Origin of the sequence: Pseudomonas sp. SWRI18, from assembly GCF_014268345.1 — a bacterium.
GTDB lineage: Bacteria > Pseudomonadota > Gammaproteobacteria > Pseudomonadales > Pseudomonadaceae > Aquipseudomonas > Aquipseudomonas cedrina.
This window is the reverse complement of the sequence record NZ_JACCQQ010000004.1, coordinates 202,215-214,756: the sequence shown is the minus strand read 5'-3', so window position 1 is coordinate 214,756 and position 12,542 is coordinate 202,215. Positions and strand designations below refer to the sequence as shown.

10 protein-coding genes are annotated in these 12,542 nt (G+C 60.6%); all 10 read left to right on the top strand.

From position 1 onward, the window contains the following. The first annotated feature begins 453 nt into the window (after window positions 1-453). Genes tssA through tagH form a run of 10 tightly spaced genes read left to right on the top strand, consistent with a single transcriptional unit; the run spans window position 454 to window position 12,537 of the window. Window positions 454-2,007 carry a type VI secretion system protein TssA gene (gene tssA, locus H0Z09_RS07395; protein WP_186689154.1) on the top strand — a complete coding sequence of 518 codons (1,554 nt, stop codon included), beginning with the start codon at window positions 454-456 and terminating at the stop codon, window positions 2,005-2,007. 32 nt (window positions 2,008-2,039) lie between these two features. Further along, window positions 2,040-2,537, top strand: coding sequence for a type VI secretion system contractile sheath small subunit (gene tssB / locus H0Z09_RS07390; RefSeq protein ID WP_076950556.1), 498 nt, complete (start codon window positions 2,040-2,042; stop codon window positions 2,535-2,537). 29 nt (window positions 2,538-2,566) lie between these two features. Then, the gene (tssC, locus tag H0Z09_RS07385; RefSeq protein ID WP_076950555.1) at window positions 2,567-4,042 is read left to right on the top strand and encodes a type VI secretion system contractile sheath large subunit; all 1,476 of its coding nucleotides are present in this window, start codon (window positions 2,567-2,569) and stop codon (window positions 4,040-4,042) included. A gap of 14 nt (window positions 4,043-4,056) precedes the next feature. Continuing rightward, window positions 4,057-4,458, top strand: coding sequence for a type VI secretion system baseplate subunit TssE (gene tssE, locus H0Z09_RS07380; protein ID WP_186689138.1), 402 nt, complete (start codon window positions 4,057-4,059; stop codon window positions 4,456-4,458). After that, window positions 4,448-6,235: a type VI secretion system baseplate subunit TssF gene (gene tssF / locus H0Z09_RS07375; protein ID WP_186689134.1), complete on the top strand. Its 1,788-nt coding sequence runs from the start codon at window positions 4,448-4,450 to the stop codon at window positions 6,233-6,235. The genes tssE and tssF overlap by 11 nt, the downstream gene beginning before the upstream one ends. Then, window positions 6,199-7,206, top strand: coding sequence for a type VI secretion system baseplate subunit TssG (gene tssG, locus H0Z09_RS07370; protein ID WP_186689129.1), 1,008 nt, complete (start codon window positions 6,199-6,201; stop codon window positions 7,204-7,206). The genes tssF and tssG overlap by 37 nt, the downstream gene beginning before the upstream one ends. Window positions 7,207-7,218: 12 nt before the next feature. Next, window positions 7,219-9,651: an AAA family ATPase gene (locus H0Z09_RS07365; RefSeq protein ID WP_186689120.1), complete on the top strand. Its 2,433-nt coding sequence runs from the start codon at window positions 7,219-7,221 to the stop codon at window positions 9,649-9,651. Further along, window positions 9,648-11,180 (top strand): sigma 54-interacting transcriptional regulator, encoded by a 1,533-nt coding sequence (locus H0Z09_RS07360; protein ID WP_186689104.1) that lies wholly within the window; start codon window positions 9,648-9,650, stop codon window positions 11,178-11,180. The genes H0Z09_RS07365 and H0Z09_RS07360 overlap by 4 nt, the downstream gene beginning before the upstream one ends. A gap of 42 nt (window positions 11,181-11,222) precedes the next feature. Beyond that, window positions 11,223-11,354 (top strand): type VI secretion protein, encoded by a 132-nt coding sequence (locus tag H0Z09_RS07355; RefSeq protein WP_186689091.1) that lies wholly within the window; start codon window positions 11,223-11,225, stop codon window positions 11,352-11,354. A gap of 13 nt (window positions 11,355-11,367) precedes the next feature. After that, the gene (tagH, locus tag H0Z09_RS07350; protein ID WP_186689088.1) at window positions 11,368-12,537 is read left to right on the top strand and encodes a type VI secretion system-associated FHA domain protein TagH; all 1,170 of its coding nucleotides are present in this window, start codon (window positions 11,368-11,370) and stop codon (window positions 12,535-12,537) included. The last annotated feature ends 5 nt before the right edge of the window (window positions 12,538-12,542 follow it).

The window sequence follows — 12,542 nt, the reverse complement described above, 5'->3', positions numbered from 1 at the left end:
GGTAGTTCCAGCCGGTCATTGGGCCGGCTGGAGAATTACCTATAACAAGAAGCGTGCCTGAAAGTGCGTTGGCCAATAAAGGTGGGCGTATTGAATTATTTAAGTGGCGATTTATGAAGAGTTGCGCAGTATTTAGTTGATTTAGTGACTATTGGATTGCGCATTAGTGCGCAATTAGTTGCTCACATCGATTGTTGCGCAAACATTGGCGTTGGTCGAAGGGGGTCGTGGATACGGTCGTTTTGGTGCGAAAAATCCTGCGCGCTCATGCATTCAGAGGCACTTGTAGGAAAAGGATTAAGTGTTATTTCGTCGCTTGCTGAATGTTTTGGTCGTGACTAAGGTTCGTGAGCTTTGCGGGATTTTCCGGCAAAGCCTAGATGGCATTCTGATGCGCGGTTTAAATGCGGTTAGTTGGCCTTTCCTGTCATGACGAGTTGCGCGCGGTACCAAATGGCTTATTCAGGCAAGCTTTGTGATTATTACCTTGAAGTTGCACGCTCACCTTGCACGCAAACGTGTTTTGCGGGCAGCGATGTACGCTTTTCGAGTGAATATGAGGCGCTGGAATTCGAGCTGGCCAAGGCGCAATCGATTCATGGTGGCGACCAGCCCGATTGGCAAAAGGTCCGGGAAACCAGTGAGATACTGCTACGCCAGCAGTCCAAGGACCTGAAGGTCGCCGTCTGGCTGACCTGGGCGTTGCACCAGTGTGAATCCTTTCCGGGCTTGCTGGCCGGGCTCGGGTTGCTGCGCGACCTCTGCGAACATCATTGGTCGGTGGTCTATCCGGAAAAACCACGTACCCGTGGCGCGGCATTCGGCTGGTTGGTGCTGCGCCTTGAACCATTGTTTACACAGGGCGTGCCGTTGCAGAACCAGCAACCGCTGTTCCGCGCCGTGCTTGAGCATCTTGAGTGCCTCGATGAGCTTTGGGCCAGGCACTTGGGGAATGACGCGCCGTTGCTGCTGCCGGTTCGCAGGCAATTGGCCCAGACGCTGGAGCGGGCTGCGCAGGACGATCCTCCAGCGGTGGGGCTGAGCGACGTCATTGCCCACGTCAAGCAGGCAACCGGCCAATTGCTCAAGCCCGAAGCGGTGGTGAACAACGAAAAAGACGCCAACAAATTGCTGCGCACCTTGCAGGAGCAGGCCCGAGCGTTGTGTGCCTGGTGGTTACGCCAGAACGCCACTGACGCGCGCGCCTTGCGCCTGAATCGAACATTGACCTGGCTGGCGCTGGCCAGCTATCCGGACGCCGACAACGAACGGTTCACAGCCTTGCGCGGGCCTGCTCCCGACAAACTCAGGCGTTATCAGGAGCGCTTTGCCCAAGGCCATTACGCCGACCTGGTGCTTGAGCTCGAAGCCAGCCTGGCCGGCGCGATGTTCTGGTTCGATGGGCTGCGCATGCTCTGGCAATGCCTGGAGGCCTTGCAGGCCGCCCAGGCCATGGTTGAGCTGGAAGTGACCTTCGCCCTGTTGTTGCAACGCCTGCCGGACCTGCCGGCGTTTCACTTCCATGACGGCGTTCCGTTTGCCGATGCCGCCACGCGCGACTGGATCACGCTGCAGGTTTCCCGCCACCTGCAGATGCCCGAATCAACCCCGGTGGTGGTCGATGCCGATGCCGCGCCCTGGGAGGTCGCCTTGCAGGCGGTCGCCCGGCGGTTGCGAAAGGACGGGCTCAAGGACGCCGTCCATGAACTCAAGCAGGGCATGTACACGGCGCGCAGTGATCGTGCGCGTTTTCATTGGCGGCTTGCCCTGGCGCGCTTGTGTGTACAGGCCGGCAAGCACGAGCTGGCGAAGATCCAGCTTGAACATCTTGACCACGAACTGCAACGCACCGGCCTGGAACGCTGGGAGCCGGAGCTGGCCCTTCAGGTCACCCAGCTTCTGTATCGCTGTTGCGATTTATTGCCGCAAAACCATGCCGTGCGCAAGCGCAAGGAAGACACCCATCGCAGGCTGTGCCTCTTCGATCTTGAAGCGGCACTTGAATAGGCTTTCGGGCCACTTGAAAACGGAGATGCACCATGGCCAAAGAAGGTTCGGTAGCCCCCAAGGAACGTATCAACATTACATTCAAGCCCGCCATCGGTGGGGCGCAGGAAGAAGTCGAGCTGCCGTTGAAACTGTTGGTGCTGGGCGATTTCACCCAGCGTGAGGATGTACGCAAGCTCGAAGATCGCAAGCCCATCGCGATCGACAAGAACACCCTGGATGACGTGCTGGCCAAGCAAGCCTTGAGCCTGACACTGAACGTGCCCAATCGCCTGCAGGAGGAGGCGGATGTCGAGGAACTCGCCATTCAGGTACGCATTAATTCCATGAAGGATTTCAACCCCGCGAACCTGGTTGAGCAGGTGCCCGAGTTGCACAAGCTGATGGCGTTGCGCGAGGCGCTCATGGCACTCAAGGGACCCTTGGGCAACACCCCGAGCTTTCGCAAGGCGATCGAGCAGGCCCTGGCCGATGACGAGTCCCGCGCGCGGGTTCTGGCGGAGCTGGGCCTGGGCAACCCAGGCGCCTGACATTTCTTCAGTAAAAGGACACTGACCCCATGACTACCCAACAGTACTCGCTACCTGAACAGACCACTGACCAGCACAGCATCCTCGACAACATCGTTGCGCAGACGCTACTGAGCGCGGATGACGAGGCCTATGGCATTGCCCGACGTGGCGTGTCGGCGTTTATCGAAGAGTTGATCAAGCCGCACAATCGTGGCGAGCCCGTCAAGAAACGCCTGGTCGACCGGATGATTGCCGAGATCGACACAAAGCTCAGCCTGCAGATGGACGAGATTTTGCACCACCCGCAGTTCCAGGCCCTGGAAGCGTCCTGGAAGGGCTTGCAATTGCTGGTCGACCGCACCAACTTCCGCGAAAACATCAAGATCGAACTGCTCAACGTCTCCCGGCAAGACCTGCTCGAAGACTTCGAAGACTCGCCGGAAGTGACCCAGTCCGGGTTGTACAAGCATATCTACAGCGCCGAATACGGCCAGTTTGGCGGTCAACCGGTGGGGGCGATCATCGCCAACTACTTCCTGTCCCCCAGCGCGCCCGATGTGAAGCTGATGCAGTACGCAGCCAGTGTGGCCTGCATGGCCCATGCGCCTTTTATCGCCGCAGCCGGGCCCGCGTTCTTCGGGCTGGAAAGCTTTACCGGTCTACCGGACCTCAAAGACCTGAAGGACCATTTCGAGGGCCCGCAATTTGCCAAATGGCAAAGCTTTCGCCAAAGCGAAGACGCCCGTTATATCGGCTTGACCGTGCCGCGCTTCCTGCTTCGTACGCCCTACGACCCCCTTGAATGCCCGGTCAAGACCTTCGCCTACCAGGAAAACGTGGTCAACAGTCACGAACACTACCTGTGGGGCAATACCGCCTACGCCTTTGCCACGCGCTTGACCGACAGCTTCGCGCGCTTTCGCTGGTGCCCGAATATCATTGGTCCGCAAAGTGGAGGTGCGGTGGAAGACTTGCCGTTGCATCACTTCCACAGCATGGGGGAAATCGAAACCAAGATTCCGACGGAAGTGCTGGTTTCCGACCGCCGCGAATACGAGCTCGCCCAAGAGGGCTTCATCGCCTTGACCATGCGCAAGGGCAGCGACAATGCCGCGTTCTTCTCGGCCAGCTCGGTCCAGAAACCGAAGCACTTCGGCCTCAGTCCCGAGGGCAAGGAAGCCGAGCTCAATTACCGCCTGGGGACTCAACTGCCCTACATGATGGTGGTCAACCGCCTGGCCCACTACCTCAAAGTCCTTCAGCGCGAACAATTGGGTTCATGGAAGGAGCGCACCGACCTGGAGCTGGAACTCAATAAATGGATTCGCCAGTACGTCGCCGATCAGGAAAACCCGAGCGCCGAAGTGCGGGGGCGGCGTCCGTTGCGGGCAGCGCGCATTGTGGTCAGTGATGTTGAGGGCGAGCCCGGCTGGTACCGCGTAAACCTGAGCGTGCGCCCGCACTTCAAGTACATGGGGGCGGACTTCACCCTGTCCCTGGTTGGGAAGCTCGACAAAGAATGAGCGCAGGCCAAGGAATGCCCCACCATCAAAGCCTTTTCGAGCGGCTAGGACGCCCGGCAACTGCCCCTGCGTGTGGCGTGACATCCGTTGCGCTGCATCTGGGGAAAATGCTCAGCATCCGTGCAGGCAGTGTGCAGACACTGCCGGACTACGGGTTGCCCGACCTCAACGACATGAACCAGAGCCTGCATGAGTCATTGAGCCAGTCGCGCCTGTTGATCGAGCGATTCATCCGCGCCTATGAGCCACGCTTGAAGCAGGTACGGGTCACGGCATTGCCGCGGGATCACGACCCACTGGCCCTGGCGTTCGCGATCGAAGCCTTTCTGGTGGTGAAGGGCAGCAAACAACCTGTGGCGTTTACCGCGAGGCTCAGTGATAGCGGCCGCGTAGAGGTCTTGCCGGATGTCCTTTAACCGTTATTACCAGAGCGAGCTCAGTGCCTTGCGCCAGCTAGGGCGGCGGTTTTCGGAACGCAATCCCGCGCTTGCGCCCTTTCTGGCAGAGTCCGGCCAGGACCCGGATGTGGAACGCCTGCTGGAAGGCTTTGCATTTCTCACCGGTCGCTTGCGTCAGAAGCTGGATGACGAGCTTCCAGAACTGACGCATTCGCTGATGCATTTGCTTTGGCCCAATTACATGCGGCCCATGCCGGCGTTCAGCATCCTGCAGTTCGACCCGTTGAAACGCTCGGGGCCGCCCGTTTCGGTTGCGCGGGATACGCCGGTTGAAAGCGCCGCCGTCAATGACCAGCGTTGCTGTTTTCGTACCTGCTACGACACGCAGATCCTGGCGCTGCAACTGAGTGCGCTGGAGTACAGCGCCCAGGCGGACCGGGGGATGTTGAGCCTGCGTCTGGAGATGAGCGCCGAGGGTAACTTCGGTGAATGGACCTTCGATCAGTTACGCCTGCACCTGGCGGGAGACCGCTACATGAGCCAGGAACTGTACCTGAGCCTGTTGCGTCATCTCGATGGTATCGAGCTGCTGCCTCTGAGGCGCGACGGCCTGCCGATCATCGATCTTGATGGTCAGGCTGTCTCGCTGAGGCTGGGCGCTGACCGTGTGCAACCGGTGGGCTTCAGTGAGGATCAGGCATTGGTCCCGTACCCGCTGAATACGTTTCAGGGGTATCGCCATTTGCAGGAGTACTTTGCCTTTCCCGCCAAATACCTGTTTGTCGATGTGGGAGGACTGGACGTACTGCACGGATTGCCCGGCGAGCTGCTCAAGCAGGTGTGCGGCGTGATGATGCGCTTTGAGTTACGCACTCCATGGCGCGAGCCTCAACAGCCCACCCTGGATAACGTGAAGCTTTACTGCACGCCCATCGTCAACCTGTTCAAGCATGACGCGGTGCCCATTCGCCTGGACGGCAAGCAAGACGAGTACTTGCTGATGCCTGGCGAATATTCACGGGAGAACGCCAGTGTATTTTCCGTAGACCGCGTGACGGGCTGGCAGCCGGGCGGGCTTGGATACCAGGCTTACGTACCCTTTGAATCCTTCGAACATGACGGTGATAACGACGTGTCGGAGCGCCCTGTGAGCTACAGCGTTCGCCAACGGCCATCGGCACAGCATGCAGGGCTCGATACATGGCTTGGGTTTGATAACTTTCAGGAGCACGCGCCGCAAACCCTGTCGATCGAGTTGACATGCACCAATCACAACCTGCCCCGACTGCTGCAGGTAGGGGATATCAACCAGCCGTGCGAAAAGACGCCGGAAGGGTTGTCATTCCGCAATATCTGCGCACCGACAGCGAGTTTCTCGCCGCCCCTGGACCAGGATTTTCTCTGGCGGCTTATCAGCAACATGTCGCTCAACTACCTGTCCTTGAGCGACATCAATGCCTTGAAGACGATTCTTCGAACCTATGACTTTCCTCGCTATCACGACCGACAGGCACAGAAGGTCAGCGACAGGAGGTTGGGCGCGCTGCGGTCTGTCAGCCACGCTGCCGTCGACCGGTTGCACCTTGGCTTGCCGCTCCGCGGCGTACGAATTGAACTGACCGTCGACCCCCAAGGCTTTTTGGGGCAGGGCGAGGTGTTCGTGTTCGCCTCGGTACTCAACGAATTTTTCGCGCTCTACGCCGGCCTCAATACCTACCACGAACTGAGCGTCATCAGCACACAAGGAGACGTGTATCTATGGGCACCACGGATGGGGCAGCAGCCCCTGCTTTGACGCAACTGTCCCGGATCATTCGCGAGTATTCGCTGTTCCAGGCGGTTTTACAGGTAATCAAGCATCTGCGTGATGCCCACCCACTGTTGAGTGACGACGCGCTGTATGACTTGCTGGAGTTTCAGGCCAACCCAGGTCTTGGTTTCCCGGGGCACGATATTGATCGGGTGGAGTTTTTCATCGAGCACGACCAGTTGCGTGCGCGTCTTCGCCTCAACGTACTGGGCTTGTGTGGCGCGGGTTCGCCATTGCCCGCGTTTTATAGCGAGCAGGCGTGCGCCGACGGGGTGAGTGGCAACACCACCCGCGACTTCCTGAACGTATTTCACCACCGTCTGCAACGGCTGATGCTGCCAATCTGGCGCAAGTACCGCTATCGGGCGTGTTTCCAGGCGGGCGCACGGGATGCCTTTTCCGAGCACCTGTTTGCATTGATTGGCCTGAGTGGGCGGCAGATTCGCAGTGTTGCCCAATTGGATTGCAAGCGACTGTTGCCGTACCTGGGGTTGCTGAGCCTGCGGGCGCATTCGGCAGCCTTGATCGAGAAGGTGCTGCGCTACTACTCAAAGCACGACCGCGTGTTCATCGAGCAATGGGTGCTGCGCATGGTGGCCATCGCCGACTCGCAGCGCAACCGCCTCGGCGCTGCGAACAGCGTGCTCGGCCGTGACCAGGTGTTGGGAAACCGGGTCGCCGACCGCAGTGGCAAGTTCAGGGTGCATCTGCAGGATCTGGGCTGGCAGCAGTTTCATGGGTTCCTGCCCACTGGCACGGACTACGCGCCGCTGTGTTCGTTGGTGCGGCTGACGGTTCGGGAACCTCTGGCCTATGACCTGCGCCTGGTGCTGGCCAAGGAAGAGATCAGGCCGCTGCACATTGGCGAACGCAACGTCTGTCGCCTCGGCTGGACCAGTTGGCTGGCGCATGAGTGCGCCGATGGCGTGGTCATCGTGTCGAGCAATGCTCATTAGGGATGAATCGTTATGATGAATATTGACCTGCAACACCTGATCCAGACCTTGACCTCCCAGGCGCGTCGCGACCTGGAGCGCTCGGCCGAGCGCTGCGTCATGCGCGGCGGCAGGGAAGTGCTGGTGGAAGACCTGCTGCTGACCTTGCTCGAGCATCACGATGGCCTGTTGGCCAGGGCCTTGGCCGATGCGGGTATCGACGCCGGCGAGTTGCAAGCCACACTGCAGCCCAAGGTGGAGGCGAGTGCGTCGCGCAATCCGGTGTTTGCCCAGGCGCTTGTGCAATGGCTGCAACAGGCCGTGATGGTCGCCCATTTGGAGCTGCGTCAGGCTGAGGTCGATCAGGGTGCCCTGTTGCTGGCCCTGTTGCGCCACCCTCTGCATCACGCAGGGAGCGCCTATCAGCGGCTATTGAACCGGTTGGATGCGCAGCGTGTGTACGGCTTCGTGTCGAGCCAGGCGCCTGAAACGCATCCCGCGCCCAAGGGTGAATCATTGCTGGAGCGCTTCACCCACGACCTGACACGCCAGGCTCAAGAGGGGCGTATCGACCCGGTGTTGTGCCGTGATGCCGAGATCGGCCAGTTGATCGACATACTCATGCGCAGGCGCAAGAACAATCCAATCCTTGTCGGCGAAGCCGGGGTAGGCAAGACGGCCGTTGTCGAAGGCCTCGCGCTTCGCATCGCCACCGCGCAGGTACCGGCGTTATTGCGCGAAGTCCGGGTGTTGACCTTGGACATGGGCCTGCTCCAGGCAGGCGCCGGCATCAAGGGGGAGTTCGAACGGCGCCTCAAGGGTGTGATCGACGAGGTCAATGCTTCGCCCAGACCGGTGATTCTGTTTATCGATGAGGCGCATACGCTGGTAGGGGCAGGTGCGCAGGCCGGTGCGTCGGATGCGGCCAACCTGCTCAAGCCGGCCCTGGCCCGTGGCGAGCTGCGCACCATCGGCGCCACCACCTGGTCGGAATACAAGAAATACTTCGAAAAAGATCCTGCGTTGGCGCGGCGCTTCCAGCCCGTGCTGGTGGACGAGCCCAGTGTCGAGCAAGCGGTTTCGATCCTGCGCGGATTGGTGCCTGTGTATGAGCGCAGCCATGGCGTCTACGTGCGCGACGATGCGGTCGTGGCGGCCGCGCAGTTGAGTGCCCGTTACCTGACCGGGCGCCAGTTGCCCGACAAGGCGGTGGATGTGCTGGACACCGCGTGCGCCCGTTTGAAAATCAGCCGGGAGACCGCGCCGCAAGCACTGCAATGCCTGTACTCGGAACAAGCGGAGGGCGCCCGGCAGCTGCAAGCAATGAGCCGAGACAGGGACGCAGGTTTCCCCGTGGATGAACAGCTCCTGCTCGGGTTGGGCCTGCGCATGCAGGCCGTGGAAAAGGAGCGTGAGCATCTGGAGCGCTGCTGGCAGGAACAGCAAGGATCGGCGCAGCAGGTGTGCCCGCGCCTGGTGGCTCAGATTATCAGTGCCTGGACCGGAATCCCGGTTGAACAGCTGTCATTCGAACACAGTGAACAGGTCTTGGGTTTCGCCGATGCGCTGCGTTCGCGCATCCTTGGCCAGGAGCAGGCGGTGCAGGCCCTGGATCGCAATCTTCGTGCCGTCGCCGCAGGCCTCAACAACGCCGACGCGCCGGTCGGTGTATTCCTGCTGGTCGGCCCAAGTGGCGTAGGCAAGACCGAGACTGCGCTGGCCCTTGGCGATCTGTTGTACGGGGGAGCGCGTTTCGTCACCACCCTCAACATGTCGGAGTTCCAGGAAAAACACTCGCTGTCTCGGTTGATTGGCGCACCGCCCGGTTACGTCGGCTTCGGCGAGGGCGGTGTGCTGACGGAAGCCGTGCGTCAGCGACCGTATTCTGTCGTGCTGCTCGATGAAGTCGAGAAAGCCGACCCGGAAGTGTTGAACCTGTTCTATCAGATTTTTGACAAGGGCCGGGTCAATGATGGGGAAGGCCGGGAAATCGACTTTCGCAACACGCTGATTCTGATGACGTCCAACCTCGGCAGCGAGTGCATCAGTGAACGCTGCGCGGGTGGCCAGCGACCTGACACGCACGTACTGCAAGAGACGATCCGCCCGCTGCTGCGCGAACACTTCAAACCCGCCTTGTTGGCACGGATGCGTGTGGTTCCGTATTACCCGGTCACCGGTGAGGTTCTGCATGACCTGGCAAGGCTCAAGCTGGAACGCCTGGGGCAGCGGCTGCACCTGCGCAAACTGGCGTTCAGCTACACGCCGGAGCTGGTTGCCCACATGGCCGAGCGTTGTGTTCACGGTGACAGCGGCGCTCGTTATATCGACCAGTGGATCGAGCTGCATGTGTTGCCGCAGATCGTGGATCGTCTGCTGGCGGCCATGGCTCAAGGCGAACCCTTGGCGCATGTGCATGCGCGCCTGGAGGCCAATGGCTTCCCACTCTGTGAGTTCAGCCAATGAGCGATCCGCAGTTCACCCAGGCGCTCCATGCTCCCGCTTACGCCGATGCGCTGCTCGGCTGGTTCATTCGCCTGGGCATCGACGCCGACGAAACCACCTTGCCCGGCTTGTGCGTCGCAGCGGTGGCGCAACTGAGCCAGTGCGAACTCAGCCAGTGGTACTGGCGGGATGAATCCACGGGCCGACTTGAGCTGATTGCGCAGCATCTGCCCGCAGCCCTTCGCCCCGTCGATCCGGTCTGTACCGAGGACTTTCAGCACGAGCAAGTGTTGCACTATGTGCTTAGCCATCAGACCGCTCTCAGCCTGCAAGACCTTGCAGGCAGCGTATACGAATGCGGGTTCCTGCCAGTGATGGCGCGGCCCTGGGAAGCCGTGTCATGCGTGCCGTTGTTCAACCGCGGCAAGGCCATCAGCGGCGTGTTGGTGTATGCCAGCCAATGCCGAAAAAAACTGCAGGACTACAGCGTTTCCTTGAGTCAACTCGGCAGTTTCGCCTCGATGCAACTGTCTTTGCTGCGGTGCCAGCGTTCCACAGGGCATGTCACCCCACCCAAGGGGTGCCCACCGGCTCTGCGTGTGGAGTTTGGGTTGATCGGCAGCAGTACGGCCATGGATGAGACGTACCGCCTGATCGGCAAGGTTCTGAATGCGCCCTACACCGTACTGCTGCGCGGCGAGACGGGAACGGGCAAGGAGGTGGTGGCGCGCGCTATTCATGCGGCGGGGCCGCGTAGCCAAAAACCATTCGTGGTGCAAAATTGCGCGGCCTTTCCCGAGGGGCTGCTGGAAAGTGAACTGTTCGGCTATCGCAAAGGTGCTTTCACGGGCGCCGAACGTAACCACACAGGGCTGTTTGACGCGGCGCATGGCGGCACGCTGCTCCTGGACGAAATCGGCGACATGCCGCTGTCGCTGCAGGCCAAGTTGCTGCGGGTTTTGCAGGAAGGCGAAGTCCGCCCGTTGGGGGCCAGTGCGGCACACAAGGTCGATGTGCGCATCATTGCCGCGACTCACCGCAACCTCTGCGCGATGGTAGCGCAGGGCAGTTTTCGCGAGGACCTTTACTACCGGCTGGCGCAGTTTCCCATTGAGCTGCCGCCGTTGCGCCAGCGCGACGGCGATGTGTTGCTGTTGGCGCGCGAGTTTGCGCAAAAGGCCTCAGTTGCACTGGGACGCTCACCGGTGGCGTGGTCCAGCGCCGCCCTTGACCAACTGTCCAGTTACGCCTTCCCGGGCAATGTCCGCGAACTCAAATGCCTGGTGGAACGCGCCGTGCTGCTCTGCGACGACGGCGTGATCCTGCCGGCGCACCTGTCCTTGCCCGCGCCGACCGCCGATGAGCCTATCGATGCAACGCTGCGCCAACGCCTGGAGCGCGTAGAGCGGGTGTTCCTGATCGACTGCTTGCACAAGAACCGTGGCAATCGCACCCGCACCGCGCGCGAGTTGGGCGTGGCGCGGCGCACGCTGCTCTATCGGCTGGCGCGCCTGAAGATCCCGGTTGGCGATATGCGCGAGGAATGCTGAATGAGCGACGCATGGGCACTTAATTCTTATGGGAGATACCTGATGCGTATTCATCCGTGGCAAGCCGTGGTGCTTGCGCTGTGTGTGTTGAGCGGCTGTAACGGCAATTACGTTTTTGACGATGCCGATTATCGTCCATTGGGCGACCCCCAGGCGGTCCGCCGTGGGCAATGAGCAGGGGAGCTGCATGCAATTAACCTTTGAAGTCTGCAGTACTGCAAGCGGTGAGCCGCCTGCTCGCAAAACGTTTGACGGCGTTGGCGGCGTGATCGGCCGAGGAAAGGGCTGTGACTGGATCATCGCGGGCGCTGATCGCTTGGTTTCCAGCCATCACGGCTTGGTCGTTTATCGGGAAGGCCACTACTTTCTCACCGATATCAGCAGCAACGGCATCGGCATATCGGGCAGCATGGAGCGCTTGTGCAAAGGCCAGGCACGGCTGATCAGTGACGGTGACGTATACCAGCTGGGCAGGCTGGATATTCGGGCCAGCCTGGTGGCGCAGGAACGGCGGCCGTTTGCCCGGGAAGACAAGATTCCAGACGATGCCTTCTTCGGTCTTGACCCGGTCTGTGCGCTGGAGCGCTTGCACATGGACGGTGACTCATCGGCAGAGCTGGGCGCCCTGGACACCTCAACGCAGGGGCTGCCCCCATCGCTTTGCCAGGGCCCTGTGGATCGCGATCATCTGGTCGTACCGAAATGGGCGGCACCGTCCGAAGAAGCCCCCTCTTGCGAACTTGCCACGGCCGCACCTGCCGGTGAAACGTTCTGGACGCAGTTTGCGAGAGCATTGGGCATGCCACTGGACACGCTCGATACGCCGGCGCGTGAAGCGCTGGCAATCCAGGTAGCAGGCCTGTTCAAACTGACCCTCGAGGGCTTGCAGCAAAGCCTGCGGACCCGTGACGAGCTGCACAGTGAGTTGAACGAAGCATCAACCGCCCCGGTGTCCGTTACCTCCAATCCGTTAAAAGACTGCGCCGACAGCCACGCTGCCATGACAGCACTGCTGGGCGCCAGCGAGTCGCGGCAACTCTCTGCCGAACAAGCGGTGACCCAGGCTTATCGTGATTTGCAAGTTCATCAACTGGCGCTGGTCGTGGCCAGTCGGGCCGCTGTCCGCGGTGCATTGGCCGCCTTCGCGCCTGGGCATTTAGTGCAGTGTTTCGAGCGCGAGGGCAAGCCGCCCCGGTTCTTCAGTGATGGTGCCCGTTGGCGAGCGTATCAGCGCCATTATCGGCGGCTGACGGACGAGGAGGTCTCGGGCGAGCAGCTGTTACGCAGAGACTTCTCCAAGGCCTACGCAGAGCAGGTACGCCTGGTCTCCACTCTCCACGTCGGGCACCCAGGATGATGTTC